Origin of the sequence: Pacificibacter sp. AS14, from assembly GCF_038899935.1 — a bacterium.
In the GTDB taxonomy this organism is placed as follows: Bacteria; Pseudomonadota; Alphaproteobacteria; order Rhodobacterales; family Rhodobacteraceae; genus Celeribacter.
This window is the reverse complement of the sequence record NZ_JBBMQI010000002.1, coordinates 142,217-158,288: the sequence shown is the minus strand read 5'-3', so window position 1 is coordinate 158,288 and position 16,072 is coordinate 142,217. Positions and strand designations below refer to the sequence as shown.

Annotated in this window: 13 protein-coding genes; 9 read left to right on the top strand and 4 right to left on the bottom strand. The window is 52.5% G+C overall.

The annotated features are described in order from the left end of the window. Positions 1-1,002, bottom strand: a complete 1,002-nt coding sequence (locus tag WNY38_RS03640) for a DUF2125 domain-containing protein (protein ID WP_342855963.1) — start codon at positions 1,000-1,002, stop codon at positions 1-3. Between the two features lie 102 nt (positions 1,003-1,104). Between WNY38_RS03640 and WNY38_RS03635 the strand changes: the two genes are divergently transcribed. The 3 genes from WNY38_RS03635 to WNY38_RS03625 all read left to right on the top strand — a co-directional run bounded on the left by WNY38_RS03635 (position 1,105) and on the right by WNY38_RS03625 (position 4,683). Then, positions 1,105-1,659: a gamma-glutamylcyclotransferase gene (locus WNY38_RS03635; protein WP_342855962.1), complete on the top strand. Its 555-nt coding sequence runs from the start codon at positions 1,105-1,107 to the stop codon at positions 1,657-1,659. A 75-nt stretch (positions 1,660-1,734) separates the two neighbouring features. Then, positions 1,735-2,910, top strand: a complete 1,176-nt coding sequence (locus WNY38_RS03630; protein WP_342855961.1) for a biopolymer transporter ExbB — start codon at positions 1,735-1,737, stop codon at positions 2,908-2,910. A gap of 3 nt (positions 2,911-2,913) precedes the next feature. Beyond that, positions 2,914-4,683: a peptidoglycan -binding protein gene (locus WNY38_RS03625; protein WP_342855960.1), complete on the top strand. Its 1,770-nt coding sequence runs from the start codon at positions 2,914-2,916 to the stop codon at positions 4,681-4,683. A 2-nt stretch (positions 4,684-4,685) separates the two neighbouring features. Here WNY38_RS03625 and WNY38_RS03620 read toward each other — a convergent pair whose 3' ends face one another. From WNY38_RS03620 to gloB, 3 genes are all read right to left on the bottom strand, one after another. Continuing rightward, positions 4,686-5,624 carry a M23 family metallopeptidase gene (locus tag WNY38_RS03620; RefSeq protein ID WP_342855959.1) on the bottom strand — a complete coding sequence of 313 codons (939 nt, stop codon included), beginning with the start codon at positions 5,622-5,624 and terminating at the stop codon, positions 4,686-4,688. A 40-nt stretch (positions 5,625-5,664) separates the two neighbouring features. Beyond that, positions 5,665-7,998 carry an ATP-dependent Clp protease ATP-binding subunit ClpA gene (gene clpA, locus WNY38_RS03615; RefSeq protein ID WP_342855958.1) on the bottom strand — a complete coding sequence of 778 codons (2,334 nt, stop codon included), beginning with the start codon at positions 7,996-7,998 and terminating at the stop codon, positions 5,665-5,667. A 234-nt stretch (positions 7,999-8,232) separates the two neighbouring features. Then, a complete protein-coding gene (gloB, locus tag WNY38_RS03610; RefSeq protein WP_342855957.1) occupies positions 8,233-9,018 on the bottom strand; it encodes a hydroxyacylglutathione hydrolase in 786 nt (261 codons plus the stop codon). Between the two features lie 63 nt (positions 9,019-9,081). On the opposite strand from gloB, the gene WNY38_RS03605 reads away from it, so the two are divergent. From WNY38_RS03605 to WNY38_RS03580, 6 genes are all read left to right on the top strand, one after another. Next, entirely contained in the window at positions 9,082-9,831 is a 750-nt protein-coding gene (locus WNY38_RS03605) for a methyltransferase domain-containing protein (protein ID WP_342855956.1), read from the top strand. Positions 9,832-10,853: 1,022 nt separating this feature from the next. Beyond that, complete coding sequence (locus tag WNY38_RS03600) at positions 10,854-11,414, top strand: F0F1 ATP synthase subunit delta (protein WP_342855955.1); 561 nt, start codon at positions 10,854-10,856, stop codon at positions 11,412-11,414. After that, on the top strand, positions 11,414-12,949 hold the full coding sequence (gene atpA / locus WNY38_RS03595; protein ID WP_342855954.1) for a F0F1 ATP synthase subunit alpha: 1,536 nt from the start codon (positions 11,414-11,416) through the stop codon (positions 12,947-12,949). Before WNY38_RS03600 ends, atpA begins: the two co-directional genes overlap by 1 nt. A gap of 21 nt (positions 12,950-12,970) precedes the next feature. Further along, positions 12,971-13,843: a F0F1 ATP synthase subunit gamma gene (locus WNY38_RS03590; protein ID WP_342855953.1), complete on the top strand. Its 873-nt coding sequence runs from the start codon at positions 12,971-12,973 to the stop codon at positions 13,841-13,843. 18 nt (positions 13,844-13,861) lie between these two features. Next, complete coding sequence (atpD, locus tag WNY38_RS03585) at positions 13,862-15,286, top strand: F0F1 ATP synthase subunit beta (RefSeq protein WP_342855952.1); 1,425 nt, start codon at positions 13,862-13,864, stop codon at positions 15,284-15,286. A 135-nt stretch (positions 15,287-15,421) separates the two neighbouring features. Then, on the top strand, positions 15,422-15,832 hold the full coding sequence (locus WNY38_RS03580) for a F0F1 ATP synthase subunit epsilon (protein WP_342855951.1): 411 nt from the start codon (positions 15,422-15,424) through the stop codon (positions 15,830-15,832). The last annotated feature ends 240 nt before the right edge of the window (positions 15,833-16,072 follow it).

Genomic DNA, 16,072 nt, shown 5'->3' with positions numbered 1-16,072 from the left:
TTAGCGGATGGTGATGCGCGGAGCAGGGCCAAGCGGCAGAAACCCAAGCGAAATATTACCGCGTGAAAGTGTTAGTTCTGCGTCAATCGTGTTGGCATTGCCCGACATCTTTGCCAACATTTCGCCGCCACGCAGCGCCAAGTTTTCAAAATTCTGAGGGATGATGCCTGCCGCGGCAGCGAGCGCAATCATCTCGCGCCAATTGGTTGCCTTTAGACTGATTTTCCCGTTGGGCACGCCGCGCTCATCTACTTCAAATTCGCCAGCAATGCGCAGATCAAGTGCGCCCCAAGTGGCTGCCATATTGCGCAATAGCACGTGAGTGGGCTGCGGACGGGGACCTTCAAGGGCTGTGATGTCCCAATCTTTGTCAAAAGTCATGCTGGCATCAATGGCCAAGGCATCGAACTGATCCGACAGAATGCCGTTTGGATTCAGCCGTTTCATCAAGGATGTCGATGGCGCGAGATCGTTCAATGTCATCTGTATATCATGGGTCAAGGGATCGTCTTCAAGGCGCTGAACCGTTGCCGTGGCGCTGTCCAAAGAAAACCCCCAACCAAGCGTTGATTCGGCGATAAGGTCGTCAAAATCAAAGGTCGCGCGATGCATTGTCAACGCAGGACCGACCTCGACAAACAAGGTGCCATTTGCGGAGGCGTTGGTTATGTCGATGTGTTGAAATGGCGTGGACAAGCGGACGTCTTGCGCAAGTTCCGCGTGCAATCGTGTGGGGGTAAAGCTGCGGCTTTTGATTGAGATTTTGGATGTTTGATAAGCCAGCCCCGTAGCAGGGTCTGCAATAGCGACATCTGTGAGCGTGGTCTTGAAGGTTAAAGGAAACCCACGTGTTTCGAGTGTCGCGTATTCTGTTTGCCATCCCTCAGTGGTGCGCGCCTCAAGCCATGTTTTGACGCCGAGCTCGCTGCCGCGCGCCGCAATAAACCAATAGCCGGAATAGAGCACAGCAAGCCCCAAAAGAAGCCAAGTGACTTTGCGCATAACGATCCCTTTCAACAAGACTTCCAACGGTGGCCAAAGACGTGTTTAACCACAGCCAAGCAACTTGGCCAGTGGGCCTGTAAGACAAGGGCGTGATCAATTATGGATGATTTCGAAAATGGGTTTTGGGTCTTTGGTTACGGATCGTTACTGTGGAACCCCGAGTTCGATTTTGTCGATCATGCGCCTGCCACGCTGACGGGGTATGCGCGTTCGTTCTGCATGTGGTCGATCCATCATCGCGGCAGTGTCGACGTGCCTGGTCTTGTTTTGGCGCTAGATGCGACTGCAGGTGCCACGTGCCGTGGTGTTGCATTTCAAGTCGGCGCTGATACAGCCCTGCAATGTTTGAACGACTTGCGTGAACGCGAATTGGTGTCTTCTGCCTATTTCGAAGATCATGTGAAATTGCATTTGGATGATGGTCGTGAGATCACGGCCTTGGCATATGTGATCGATCCAAAGCATGTGCAATACACCGGCCCTCTGCCATTGGAGCAACAGGCTGATATCATCGCTGTTGCAACAGGTGGCCGAGGTCCAAACAGCGCCTATTTGTTCAACACAGCGGAGCATTTGGTGGGCATGGGTATGGAAGATGTCGAGCTTACGGTGCTCGCGGACAAAGTTAGATCGCGTTTGCATGCAAAGTCTTGAAATCGCGTGTTGGCAGGACGCCATTCGTCCCCTATCGTAGCCACAACATGAAACATTAGGTCAGGACAGGGTCACATGGGCCAACCCGATCAAGAGGTGTCGCAGTATTTTTCACAACCCGTGAGACAGATCACTTTGATGGTGATGGTCCTGGGGTTGGTTGGCTTTGGCGGATACGTGGCTTTGCCGCGGGTTCTTCCTGTGTTTCTGGCCAATCCCTATCTTAACGGATTCATTGGATTTGTGTTTGTCATCGGTGTTGTCGCTTGTTTTTGGCAGGTGTTGCAGCTCGTGGGATCGGTCAATTGGATCGAGCGTTTTATTGGCGTGCGACCCAGACAAGAGGGCAAGCGCGCCCCTCGGCTTTTGGCACCGCTTGCGGGGTTGATGCGCGAACGCGGTGCGCAGTCCCAGATCTCGAGCTCTTCATCACGCTCAATATTGGATTCTGTCGCCACGCGCATTGACGAAGCGCGCGATATTACCAGGTACATATCTAACCTTTTGATTTTCTTAGGGCTTTTAGGTACGTTTTACGGCCTTGCCACGACGGTACCTGCACTGGTTGACACCATACGCGCGTTATCTCCGCAAGAGGGCGAGGGCGCATCTGTTGTCTTTACACGTCTGATGACGGGGTTAGAGCAGCAACTTGGCGGGATGGGTACGGCCTTTGCATCGTCCCTTTTGGGTCTCGCAGGCTCGCTCGTGGTCGGGCTACTTGAACTGTTTGCATCTCATGGTCAAAACCGTTTCTTCCGCGAACTTGAAGAATGGATGTCCTCGATCACACGAATCGGATTTTCTTCGGGGGATGGCGATGGCGAAATGTCCGGCGCCGCTGCTGTTCTTGATCACATGTCCCTGCAGATGGAGGGGCTGCAAAATCTTTTTGTGCAGTCGGATGTCTCGCGTTCTTTGATTGATGATCGTATCGACCAGCTTTCAAAATCTATCGATCGCATGGTTTTGCGCATGGAAAATGATGGCGGGACTGGACCAGCATTGGAGAAGATTGCCATAACCCAAGAACGCCTTGTCTCTGTGCTTGAAAAAAATGCGAAATCTGAGACACAAGGCGATTTGGGTGACGATGCCGAAAGCAGAATGCGGTTGCGTTCGATAGACGTTCAACTTTTGCGCATTCTCGAAGAACTTTCGGCGGGGCGCCAAGAAAGCACCACGGCATTGCGCGGCGAAATTTCCGCCCTGACACGTGCTTTGCGCGATATCGCAGGGCAGGAGCAATAGGTCGTGGCCGTTTTGCGCCGTTCTTCGCAACGCATGTCAGGGTCGATTTGGCCTGGCTTCGTCGATGCGATGACCGCGCTTTTACTGGTTTTGATGTTTGTTTTGACCATTTTTATGGTCGTACAATCTATGTTGCGCGAAACGATTTCAGGGCAAGAAACGGAGCTTAATGCACTGACATCTGAAGTTGAAGCTTTGGCTTTGGCATTGGGGCTGGAACAACAGCGTGCATTTGGGTTGGAAGATCAACTCGGCACGATCCGCGCCACATTAAGCGACGTACGCGATATGGCGGCGGCCCAGACTGCATTAATCGCATCACTCCAGTCGCAGAACTCTGAAAAAGAGGCTCAAATTGCTTCATTTGAGGCGCAAGTTGCCAGCCTGTTATCGGAGCGCAACTCCGCTTTGGCGCTGTCCGGTGAGCAATCCGCTACCATTGCGGATTTGGAGGCGGCCAACGCGCGAATCATTTCTGAGCAAGAAGCCCTGCAGCTTGCTTTGGCCCGTGCACGTGATGAAATCGATGTCGCTACGCAAAATGCACGTCTTGCTGCGGCAAGACGTGAGGCATTGGATGCTTTGGTGGCGCAATTGCAAGCAGATGTGACGGATAAAGATGCTGCCTTGGCTGCAGTCATAGCGCGTGCCGATGACGCAACCGCTGCCTTAAACGCCGCAGAGCAGGCTCGACTTGATGCCCAAACCGCTCAGGCACAGTCGGACGCTGCTCGACTTGAAAGCGATACGGCACTCTCGGAGGCGCAAAAAGCACTTTTGTTGAAAGAGGCCACTTTGACTGAGGCAGAAAAGGCCCGCATTCTGGATCAAGCGGCTTTGCAGGCTTTGCGTGATAAACTGGCGACATCGCAAGATGAATTGACCGCCTTGACCCTTGCCCTTGAAGAAGAACGCAAATCTGCCGAAGAAACGTTGACCTTGCTTGCCGCAGCCGATGCTGCCCGCAAGTCGCTTGATCTCGATGTTCAAACCCAATTGTCAGAGGCACAAAAGCAGGCGGCTTTGTTGGCAACAGCCAAAGCAGCCCTCGCGGATGAAAGTGAAAAGTCAGCTGAGAGCGCGCGTAAAGTGACCTTGCTTAATCAGCAAGTGTCGGCGCTGCGTAGTCAACTGGCGTCTTTGCAGGCCATTTTGGATGATCGCACCGACCGCGATGTCGAAGCCAATGTGCAAATCGACGCACTGACATCGCGGCTCAATTCTGCGCTTGCGCAAGTTGCCGCCGAAGAACGTCGTCGCGCACAACTAGAAGAGGCCGAGCGCAAACGACTGGAAGAAGAGGCCAAGCAGCTGCAAAATTACCGATCAGAATTCTTTGGCCGCCTTCGTGACATTCTTGGGGATCGAGATGGTGTGCGCATCGTCGGCGATCGCTTTGTGTTCAGCTCTGAGGTTCTGTTTGGTCAGGGGTCGGCAACCTTGGCGGCCAGCGGCCAAGCACAAATTGGACGTGTTGCCAGTATTTTGGCTGAGGTTTCCAAAGATATTCCTACAGAAATTGATTGGGTAATCCGCGTGGATGGCCATACTGACAAAGTACCTCTGTCAGGGACCGGAGATTACAAGGATAACTGGGAATTGAGCCAAGCGCGTGCTTTGTCAGTTGTGCGGTATATGATAGATGCGCTCGGTTTTCCTGGCAGCCGTTTGGCAGCCGCGGGCTTTGGCGAATTTCACCCGATCGCACTTGGCGATAGTCCCGCTGATTTGGCGCAAAATCGCAGAATCGAGCTTAAGCTGACGGAGAAATAGTCCTAGGGCGTAACCGTGATTTGGTGCGCTTTGGTTTCTATTATTTCGCTGTCACGTATGATCTGAACTTTGGCCGTATAGGTGCCAGCAGGCCAGTCCATTGAAGATTTTCGACCTGTTGCATTGAAGTATTGGGCTTTGTTTTTGTCCAAAGTGACGTCGCGATTGGCAACTGTCCCATTGGGACCAGAGAGCATCAGGCGCATAATATCCCCACCGTGACCGCCAAATGCAAATCCAAAAACGACCAGATTAGGGCTATCGATGGATAAGGTTTCGGCCTGTGCAGTCCCTGCTTTGACGTCGTCGTAATCTGGAATTCCTGAGGCAATGCCCACGTAGAGAAGACCTGTCGATTGATATGCGATGGGGATATCCCAAAGTGTGTCAGTATGTGTTTCACCACAAGTGGTTGCAGGCTCTGGACTGAACGGATCAATGACCTTGCCGTCTTTTCGGACGACCAAATGCACATGTGGAAACTCTGTCATACCTGACAGACCGACATGGCCGAGAGAGGTGCCTCGGTCCAAATGATCGCCCTTTTGGACGCGAATAGACCCTTGCATCATATGGCAATACTGCGTCGTCCAGCCTTCACCGTGATCAATGACAAGACCGTTGCCGCATTCAACGCCAGACACGTCTGGAGCGCCGGCTGTGCGCTGCCGGTGGTCGGTCATTCCGTCGCGCGTGGCCATAACCGTGCCTGCCGCAGAGGCAAGGACGTGCACATTGCTTTCGAGATCTTTGACTGTCGGCAATGCGAAATCTGTACCCTTATGGCCGTCGTAGGAGAGAGCGCCGCAGGTGAAATCCGCCATAGTGTCGCTTGGGTCGGCATCGACGTAGTTTTGGATGTAGCAGGTGTTCCCCAGCTCACAGTCGATAGGAAGCCCCAAAGAGATGTCCCCCGCCAAAACAGGGCTGGCGAGGGACATACATGTCACTATAGGTAGAGTTAGAAGCCGCATTGACGACTTAATCAGCTGTAAGCAAAGGCGGTTTTTTGCGTGCAGCGATTTTTCGGTCACCTGGTTCTTCTATGCGCAGATCGATTTTTCCATCTTTTACGCCAACCTGAACGACACCGCCTTTAGCCAATTTCCCAAAGAGTAGTTCTTCAGCCAACGGTTTTTTGATGTACTCTTGGATCACCCGGCCAAGAGGACGTGCGCCCATTTTGCTGTCATAGCCTTTTTCACCAAGCCATTCAGCTGCGGCACGTGTCAGTTCGATTTGAACATTGCGGTCCATAAGTTGTGCTTCGAGTTGCAGTACAAATTTTTCAACCACTTGGAAAATAACGTCTTTTGGCAGAGGCGCGAAAGAAATCACGGCATCCAAACGGTTGCGGAATTCTGGGGTAAAGGTGCGTTCAATCGCGGCGGTGTCTTCACCTTCACGACGGTCACGTCCAAAGCCGATAGCTTCTTTCGCTTGCTCAGCCGCGCCCGCGTTAGATGTCATGATTAAAATGACATTACGGAAATCAACTGTCCGTCCGTTGTGGTCAGTGAGTTTGCCGTTGTCCATCACCTGAAGCAGGATGTTGTAAACGTCAGGGTGGGCTTTTTCCATTTCATCAAGCAACAGCACACAATGTGGGTGCTGATCGATACCGTCTGTGAGCATACCGCCTTGGTCAAAACCGACATAGCCAGGAGGCGCACCAATCAAGCGCGAAACAGCGTGTTTTTCCATGTATTCGGACATGTCAAAGCGCAAAAGTTCAACGCCGAGTGTGTCCGCAAGCTGCTTTGCAACTTCGGTTTTGCCCACACCTGTTGGTCCGGCAAAGAGGTAGTTGCCGATGGGTTTTTCAGGCTCGCGCAGACCTGCTCGCGCCAGTTTGATGGCTGACGATAGGGCAACGATGGCTTTGTCTTGTCCAAAGACCACACGTTTGAGCGTGGCTTCGAGATCTTTGAGCACTTCAGCATCGCCTTTGGAGACATTTTTAGCAGGAATGCGTGCGATTTTCGCCACCACAGCTTCGATTTCTTTGGTGCCGATTGTCTTGCGACGACGGCTCTCAGAAACGAGATGTTGTGCTGCACCAGCTTCATCAATCACGTCGATGGCTTTGTCCGGCAGTTTGCGATCGTGGATATAGCGCGCGGCCAATTCTACAGCAGACTTGATCGCGTCATTGGTGTAGCGGATATCGTGATGTTCCTCAAAGTAGGGTTTGATCCCCATCAAGATTTTCACGGCATCATCTACAGAGGGTTCATTCACATCAATTTTTTGAAAACGACGTGCCAAAGCGCGGTCTTTTTCAAAGTGCTGACGGAACTCTTTGTAAGTTGTCGAGCCCATACAACGCAGCTTTCCGCCAGCCAAAGCAGGTTTGAGAAGGTTGGAAGCATCCATGGCACCGCCAGAGGTGGCACCTGCGCCGATCACGGTATGAATTTCATCAATGAACAAAACGGCATCAGCGTGATCTTCAAGCTCTTTCATAACGGCTTTGAGGCGTTCCTCAAAATCACCGCGGTAGCGAGTGCCTGCCAGCAAAGCGCCAAGATCGAGTGAATAGATTGTGGACCCAGCCAGAACAGCTGGGGTCTCGCCGTCAACGATTTTACGCGCAAGACCTTCTGCGATGGCGGTTTTACCAACACCTGGGTCACCCACCAAAAGTGGGTTGTTCTTGCGACGACGACAGAGGACTTGGATACAGCGTTCGACTTCATGTGAGCGGCCAATGAGGGGGTCCACATCCCCTTCAGCGGCCTTTTTGTTCAAGTCGACACAGTATTTGGCCAGTGCAGATTCTTTTTCTTCGCCTCCAGAGGCCGGTCCGCCAATGGTTGGACCTTCATCCTCGTCATCGGCGCCGGCGATCGGGCGAGTTTCTTCAAAATCGGGATCTTTGGCAACGCCATGCGCTATGAAGTTCACAGCGTCGTAGCGAGTCATGTCTTGTTCTTGCAAGAAAAACGCCGCGTTGGATTCCCGTTCGGCGAAGATCGCAACCAGAACATTGGCTCCGGTCACTTCTGTGCGGCCTGAGGACTGTACATGGATCGCTGCGCGTTGAATGACGCGTTGGAAGGATGCCGTTGGAACGGCTTCGGAGCCCTCGACGTCGGTGATCAGCGTTGTCAAATCGTCTTCTATATAGTCTACGAGCGTTTTGCGTAGCTCTTCCAGTTCGACGTTGCAGGCCTGCATGACGCGGGCAGCATCAGGTTCATCGATCAACGCGAGCAACAAATGCTCGAGCGTTGCGAGTTCATGTTTGCGCGCATTCGCAAGCGCCAGCGCTGCATGAATGGCTTGCTCAAGGGTGTTCGAAAATGATGGCACTGTGGGGGTGCTCCTTTCATTCGGGTCCAGACGGGGCTTGTAGTGGCCCTTCAGCCACCGTCGCCTCATACTCTTAAAGTTCGATTTAAGCCTGCGTACTTCAAGATGTTTTTTGGTTAAGACACGTCATTTTGATTGGTCGTACCAATATTTCCTCGGCACCGCGTATAAATGCAGCCCCTTTGTTAACATGATGTATGCTGCGCCCCTGTCTTTGCAAGGGCCAATGTAAGATCAGAACCTGTCTTTTCGGGTGCGAATTTCTGTGAAGGCCTCTAAATCTGTTGATCCAGACATGCCGATGGCGGCTTTGAGGGCCGTATTGTCTGCGCGAAGGAACGGATTTGTGTCGATTTCGAGCTGTAAAGTGGAGGGTACTGTGGGCAGGTTTTGCGCTCGTTTTGTGTTGATATCTTTGATCCGCGCTTTGAGTTCTGCATTGTTTGGATCAACTGTGATCGCAAAGGCAGCGTTGCTTTGAGCGTACTCGTGGCCTGAACACACAGTGGTTTGTGCTGGCAAAGCACGTAGCTTTTGCAAGCTGTCCCACATTTGCGCGGGGGTGCCTTCAAACAAACGCCCGCAGCCCAGCGCCATCAGACTATCTGCGGTAAACAGAGTGCTGATGCTGGGCAGGTGAAAGGCGATGTGGCCAACTGTGTGCCCTGGAACATCGATGACATGCACAGGGATGTCCCCGAAGACAAAAGTATCGCCATCGTGAGTTTGATAGGTGATCCGGTCGGTGGGTAGGCGGTGCATATCGGCGCGTGCGGCCACAACGCGTGGGGCCCAGCCGCGGGATGCGCAGGAGTCTAACAAGGGCGCAAGGCCGTCGACATGGTCCCAATGGTGATGCGTGATCCAAATGTCCGTTAACGTCCAACCGCGTTTGTCGAGCTCGGCCAGAATGGGGGCGTGGTCCGCAACATCGACAAGAGCGGTGGACTCTGATGCCTCGTCATGCAGCAGAAATGCGTAGTTGTCTTGAAGCACAGGCAATGTGACGCGTTCTGTCATGGTGTTTGTCCGCCTTTTGAGTCATGGTTGCTTTAACTCTGTGCCATGGACCCTGAACATTCAATGCATCTCGACGTTGTTGATCTTAGAAATTTCTACTATCGCACCGGCCTTGGGCGGGCGGCGCAGCGTGTGATCCGCAATCAAGTGGTGTCCTATTGGCCCGATGCATCGCGCCAGACTGTTGCGGGCTTCGGGTTCGCCGTGCCGTTGTTGCGACCCTATTTGGCTGATGCGCGTCGCGTGGTGGCCTTGATGCCCGACCAGCAAGGGGTCATGCATTGGCCTGCGGGTATGGAAAACACATCGACGCTTTGCCAAGAAATCCGCTGGCCGTTGCAAACAGGCGTTGTGGACCGGCTTGTGGTGATGCACGGGCTTGAAACTTCGGAAAATCAAGCTGCCTTATTAGACGAATGTTGGCGGGTCTTGGGCCCTGGGGGGAAGGCGTTGTTTGTTGTGCCCAATCGCGGGGGCCTCTGGTCGCGCTCGGACGACACGCCGTTTGGCTATGGTCGGCCCTATTCTTTGGGGCAGTTGGAGGCGCAGTTGAAGCGCGCCAACTTTATCCCTGAGCGCCACAAGGCCGTGTTGTTTCAGCCGCCATCGAACAAAAAATTCTGGCTACGCTCTGGGCCTGTGCTGGAAAAAATAGGCCGCCAAGTGACCGATCACTTGGCGGGTGGGGTTTTGATTCTGGAAGTGTCCAAGCAGGTCTATGCCCAAACTGGCACGGGCAGCCCTCAGGCTTTGAGCCGTGCCAAAGGCGTGCTGGGCGGGCTGCGGCCTGTGCCCGAGACGAAGCCGGCTTAATACTGGCGCGGATAAGCTTGGTCTTGTGACGGTTTAGTACCGGTCTCTTTCGAGCAATATTTGCTATGACGGAGATCAAGAATGGCCAAGAGATATCAAGAGATATCAAGAGATCTACAGACGAATTTCTCCGCGACGCTGTTCGCATAGCATCGCCACGACCAGTGGCCTGACGCGACCACAAGCGGTCTGCGATTTTTGGGCTTTCGGCGTTGAACAAATGGGTTCAGAATCATCAGCATGACGACCTGATGTCTAGGCCGCCCTTTGGCGTGACGACTTCCGATTCATCTTTCTCGAGATCTGAAACATCTCCATCTGTTTCGTTGTCATCTGGTTCATTGAATAACTCTTCTGTGTCTGCGGCGTCAGAATTCAACAGGTCAATCAGCATGGATCCTATGCCAAGCCGATAAAATACAGAATAAGACGTTCGGACATACTGCACCTGACGCGAAAATTGAGTCCAATTGTACCGCAGCACCGATCTGAGCCATAGCTGCGACTGGACTATCTAATTTACGTAGAGTTTGTCCTGGCCGAACAAGGTGTGAATTTGGGAAAACGGAACAGTCAAAAGGACTACAGCGTGGATGGTCACAGTCTCTCGTTTTTGTCTGTATTGTTTTGAAAGTAAGTAAGTTGCTGGCAGTGTCGCCACTTAGAAAACGTTTCACTTTAATCACGTTCTCAAAATGTCAGCACCGACCATAGCATCGAGTCACCCAGTAAATTCAACACTGGATTCGCCCAATTGAGAGGCAAAATGGCAGCAATGTTTAACTTTTTTTCAGGCCTTGGATCGGGTATTTTCCCTAAGTAATTGATTTTACGTAAATGCCCCCGCGACATCTTGGCACGACAGGTCAGTAACAAGGTTGCGAGGTGGCAAATGCTCAGCTATACCCAGCGCGATTTTTACTGCCTGTGCATCCGCACGGGCTTCTCAAGATGCCCGACCTTTGATGTACACAAATCCGTGTATTGAGAAGGAAAGGCCCAACGACATCGGAAGGGTGGACGTGTCCGAACCAGCTTCGATTTCCCGCGGTATTGCCGCACGCTACGCCACGGCCTTGTTTGATCTGGCCAAGGAAAGCAATGAGCTAAAAGCGCTTGAGAGCGATGTTGCGTCTCTCGCATCGGCTCTGGCCGATAGTGCTGACTTGAATGCGGTTATCGCATCACCTGTTGTCTCGCGTGAGGAACACGGTGCTGTTGTTGCCGCCATCTCGAAAAAAGCGAATTTTTCGTCCATCATGGCCAATACTTTGGCCTTGCTGGCGCAAAACCGTCGTCTTTTTGTGCTTCCACAACTCGTGGAGACACTGAACGCCATGCTCGCAGAAGAGCGCGGCGAACTGACTGCGGACGTCACCTCTGCTAAGGCGATGACCAAAACGCAGAGCGACAAATTGGCCAAAACACTCTCTGCTCAATTTGGCAAAGACGTCACCATCAATGCGACCGTGGATGAGTCCATCATCGGCGGTCTTATCGTTAAAGTGGGCTCGAAGATGATTGATACGTCAATCGCTTCAAAACTCGCGTCCCTCCAGAATGTTATGAAAGAGGTCGGATAATGGGAATCCAAGCAGCCGAAATTTCTGCGATCCTCAAGGATCAGATCAAAGACTTTGGCAAAGATGCCGAAGTTGCTGAAGTTGGTCGTGTACTGAGCGTTGGTGATGGTATCGCCCGCGTCTACGGTCTCGACAACGTTCAGGCTGGTGAAATGGTTGAGTTCCCCGGCGGTATCCGCGGGATGGCTCTCAACCTCGAAGCCGATAACGTAGGTATCGTTATCTTCGGGTCTGACAAAGACATCAAAGAAGGCGACACAGTTAAGCGTACGAAGTCCATCGTGGACGTTCCTGCCGGTGACGAACTTCTGGGCCGCGTCGTAGACGGCCTTGGCAACCCAATCGATGGCAAAGGCGAAATTAAAACGTCCAAACGCCTCGTAGCTGACGTGAAAGCGCCGGGCATTATCCCACGCAAATCCGTTCATGAGCCAATGGCAACAGGTCTTAAATCTGTTGACGCGATGATCCCAGTTGGCCGTGGCCAGCGCGAGCTCATCATTGGTGACCGTCAGACTGGTAAAACAGCTGTGGCGCTCGACACCATCCTCAACCAAAAATCCTACAACGATGCTGCAACGTCTGAAAACGACAAGTTGTACTGTATCTACGTGGCTATTGGTCAAAAACGCTCCACAGTGGCTCAGCTTGTTAAAAAGCTCGAAGAGTCCGGTGCGTCTGAGTACACAATCGTTGTGGCAGCAACCGCGTCCGATCCTGCACCTATGCAGTTCTTGGCACCTTACGCTGCGACAGCTATGGCTGAGCACTTCCGCGACAACGGCCGCCACGCTTTGATCATCTATGATGATCTTTCAAAGCAAGCTGTGTCCTACCGTCAAATGTCCTTGCTTTTGCGCCGCCCACCAGGTCGTGAAGCTTACCCAGGTGACGTTTTCTATCTTCACTCCAGACTTCTTGAGCGGTCTTCAAAATTGAACGAAGATTATGGTTCAGGGTCTTTGACGGCTTTGCCGATCATCGAAACCCAAGGCGGCGACGTTTCTGCGTTTATTCCGACAAACGTGATTTCCATCACCGATGGTCAGATTTTCCTTGAAACAGAACTCTTCTACCAAGGGATCCGCCCTGCGGTGAACACTGGTCTGTCTGTTTCCCGTGTTGGCTCATCTGCGCAAACTAAAGCGATGTCTTCCGTTGCTGGCCCAGTGAAACTCTCTCTCGCTCAGTACCGCGAGATGGCTGCTTTTGCTCAGTTCGGTTCCGACCTCGATGCCTCCACTCAGCAGTTGCTGGCCCGTGGTGCGCGTTTGACAGAACTCATGAAACAAGCTCAGTACTCACCGCTGACCAACGCAGAAATCGTTTGCGTTATCTTCGCGGGTACAAACGGTTACCTCGACAAAATCGCTGTATCCGATGTGAGCCGTTTCGAAAAAGGTCTTCTTGAGTTCTTGCGCGGCAAGCACAAAGATCTTTTGACTTGGATTTCTGATGAAGATCCAAAAATCAAAGGCGACGCCGCCGATAAGGTGAAGGCTGTTCTGGACGAATTCGCAGCAACCTTCGCTTAATCCCGGGAAAAGGACAGTTAAATGCCTAATCTCAAGGACCTGAAAAATCGGATCGCGAGTGTGAAATCCACACGCAAGATCACGAAAGCCATGCAAATGGTCGCGGCCGCAAAATTGCGCCGCGCCCAAGATGCAGCTGAAGCGTCACGGCCCTACACAGAACGGTTCAATGCCGTTCTGGGTGCCTTGTCGGCTTCAGTTGGTGGCTCTGATAGCGCGCCCCGGCTTCTTGCTGGGACGGGCAAAGACGATGTGCAATTGCTCGTCGTGATGACTGCAGAACGCGGCCTGTGTGGTGGCTTCAACTCTTCGATCGTGAAACTCGCAAAAACACGTATCGCGGAATTGCAAGCGGCTGGCAAAACAGTGAAAGTTCTCACTGTTGGCAAAAAAGGTCGTGAACAGCTGAATCGTGAATTTGGTGCGCTTTTGGTCGGCCATGTCGATCTGAGCGGCGTGAAACGTCTGGGCTATGCCAACGCACAAGAAATCGCCAAGGATGTCCTTGGTCGTTTCGATGCGGAAGAGTTCGACGTTGCGACGATCTTCTACTCGAAGTTTGTCAACGTTGTGTCCCAAATTCCAACAGCTTTGCAGGTTGTCCCAGCAGCATATGAAGCAAGTGAAGATGACGGTGGATCGCTCTACGATTATGAGCCTTCCGAAGAAGCCATCCTCGCAGACCTTCTGCCGCGCGGCGTCGCCACGCAGATCTTTGCAGCTCTTTTGGAAAATGCTGCCTCCGAGCAGGGTGCGCGCATGTCCGCTATGGACAACGCCACACGCAACGCAGGCGACATGATCGACAAACTGACGATCCAATACAACCGTTCGCGTCAGGCTGTCATCACCAACGAGCTTATCGAAATCATCTCGGGCGCTGAAGCGCTCTAAGAACCGGAGTAACGAAACATGGCACAAGCAAAAGGCAAAATCACGCAGGTGATTGGCGCCGTTGTTGACGTTCAGTTCGTCGGCGACTTGCCGGCAATTTTGGACGCGCTCGAAACAGACAACAATGGCAACCGTTTGGTTCTCGAAGTTGCGCAACACCTTGGCGAAGGTACAGTTCGTACAATCGCTATGGATGCGACTGAAGGCCTCGTACGTGGTCAAGCCGTCACAGCAACGGGTTCACAGATCTCTGTTCCAGTTGGTAAAGCGACTTTGGGCCGCATTATGAACGTCACAGGCGATCCTGTTGACGAAAAAGGTCCTGTTAACACAACTGATCGCCGCCCAATTCACGGCGACGCGCCTGCGTTTGACGAGCAATCTACAGCGACTGAAATCCTCGTGACAGGCATCAAGGTTATCGACCTTCTCGCGCCTTACACGAAGGGTGGTAAAATTGGTCTCTTCGGTGGTGCGGGTGTTGGTAAAACAGTTCTCATCATGGAACTCATCAACAACATCGCGAAAGTGCACTCTGGTGTGTCTGTGTTCGCCGGTGTGGGTGAGCGTACACGTGAAGGCAATGACCTTTACCACGAGATGATCGAATCTAACGTTATCGTTCCTGACAACCTCGAAGAGTCTAAAATTGCTCTCGTTTACGGTCAGATGAACGAGCCTCCCGGTGCGCGTATGCGTGTTGCTTTGACAGGTTTGACCCTTGCTGAGCAATTCCGTGACGAATCCGGGTCTGACGTTCTGTTCTTCGTCGACAACATCTTCCGCTTTACACAAGCCGGTTCCGAGGTGTCTGCGCTTTTGGGTCGTATCCCATCAGCTGTGGGTTACCAACCAACATTGGCGACCGACATGGGCGCGATGCAAGAACGCATCTCATCCACCAAGAACGGTTCTATTACGTCCGTTCAAGCGGTTTACGTGCCTGCGGATGACCTTACTGACCCTGCACCAGCGACGTCCTTTGCTCACTTGGATGCGACGACCGTTCTCGATCGTTCTATCTCTGAGAAAGGTATCTACCCAGCGGTTGATCCACTCGGTTCCACATCTCGCTTGCTCGATCCTTTGATCATCGGCGACGAGCACTACAAAGTGGCGACTGACGTTCAGCAAATTTTGCAGCGTTACAAGTCTTTGCAAGACATCATCGCCATCCTTGGTATGGACGAGTTGTCTGAAGACGACAAAATGACTGTGACACGCGCCCGTAAAATCGAGCGTTTCTTGTCCCAGCCATTCGATGTTGCGAAAGTGTTCACCGGCGCTGACGGTAAACAGGTTCCTCTCGAAGACACTATCAAATCGTTTAAAGCTGTTGTGGCTGGTGAGTACGATCACCTTCCAGAAGGCGCTTTCTACATGGTTGGTGGCATCGACGAAGTGCTTGCTAAAGCTGAGAAAATGGCGGCTGACGCTGCTTAAGTCTGACACTCCAAACGGTTCGGGATCTATGTCCATCTGGACTTGATCTCGGATCGTTCGCCACCACACATCGGGTAGATTTGGTCTATCGGGCGTGACGGGGCGGGGGGCAAAACGCTTTAAAGGAGGCCATTCATGGCTGATACTGTCCAATTCGACCTCGTCTCTCCTGAGCGCAAACTTGCGTCTATGGTTGCGACAGAGGTGCAGATCCCAGGCGCCGACGGTGATTTGACTGCGATGGCCGGCCACGAGCCGACAATCTTGTCATTGCGTCCCGGTTTCCTGACCGTCAAGGGTGCTGCAGGCGAAGAGCAGTTTGTTGTCACAGGCGGTTTTGCTGAACTGTCAGCAGACACCATTTCTGTTTTGGCTGAAATTGCTTTGCCACGTGCTGAAGTGACACCAGAGGTTCTTGCTGAGCTCGTGTCCACTGCAACACAGGCGCATGAGGCGGCAGAAGTTGATGCGCATCACGAGACGCAAAAGCTTCTCGCTGATCTCGTCCACATTGCTGAACACTTGGGCTTCGACGCTCACCTGTAAGCTTCAGCACTGTTTAGAGATTTAAAAGTCCCTTGGTTTACGCCAAGGGACTTTTTACATATAGCCGTGGCGGTTCCGTGTTGGTTGGAACACTAAATTTCGTCATCGCGCCAGCATCAAAAAGCCGTAATACGCTCATAGTCTACCTGAACGTGGACAAGCCTGCGCGCACAGCCTAGAATGGAAAAAAGGTCGATGGGGCGATCCTAAAATTTAGTCCACCCTATTGAACATGCTAGA

Bases quoted from the DNA above. Each gene is read 5' to 3' on its own strand.
- WNY38_RS03640 (WP_342855963.1), bottom strand. From the start codon at position 1,002: ATGCGCAAAGTCACTTGGCTTCTTTTGGGGCTTGCTGTGCTCTATTCC.
- WNY38_RS03635 (WP_342855962.1), top strand. From the start codon at position 1,105: ATGGATGATTTCGAAAATGGGTTTTGGGTCTTTGGTTACGGATCGTTA.
- WNY38_RS03630 (WP_342855961.1), top strand. From the start codon at position 1,735: ATGGGCCAACCCGATCAAGAGGTGTCGCAGTATTTTTCACAACCCGTG.
- WNY38_RS03620 (WP_342855959.1), bottom strand. From the start codon at position 5,624: ATGTCCCTCGCCAGCCCTGTTTTGGCGGGGGACATCTCTTTGGGGCTT.
- gloB (WP_342855957.1), bottom strand. From the start codon at position 9,018: ATGACAGAACGCGTCACATTGCCTGTGCTTCAAGACAACTACGCATTT.
- WNY38_RS03605 (WP_342855956.1), top strand. From the start codon at position 9,082: ATGCATCTCGACGTTGTTGATCTTAGAAATTTCTACTATCGCACCGGC.
- atpA (WP_342855954.1), top strand. From the start codon at position 11,414: ATGGGAATCCAAGCAGCCGAAATTTCTGCGATCCTCAAGGATCAGATC.
- WNY38_RS03590 (WP_342855953.1), top strand. From the start codon at position 12,971: ATGCCTAATCTCAAGGACCTGAAAAATCGGATCGCGAGTGTGAAATCC.
- atpD (WP_342855952.1), top strand. From the start codon at position 13,862: ATGGCACAAGCAAAAGGCAAAATCACGCAGGTGATTGGCGCCGTTGTT.
- WNY38_RS03580 (WP_342855951.1), top strand. From the start codon at position 15,422: ATGGCTGATACTGTCCAATTCGACCTCGTCTCTCCTGAGCGCAAACTT.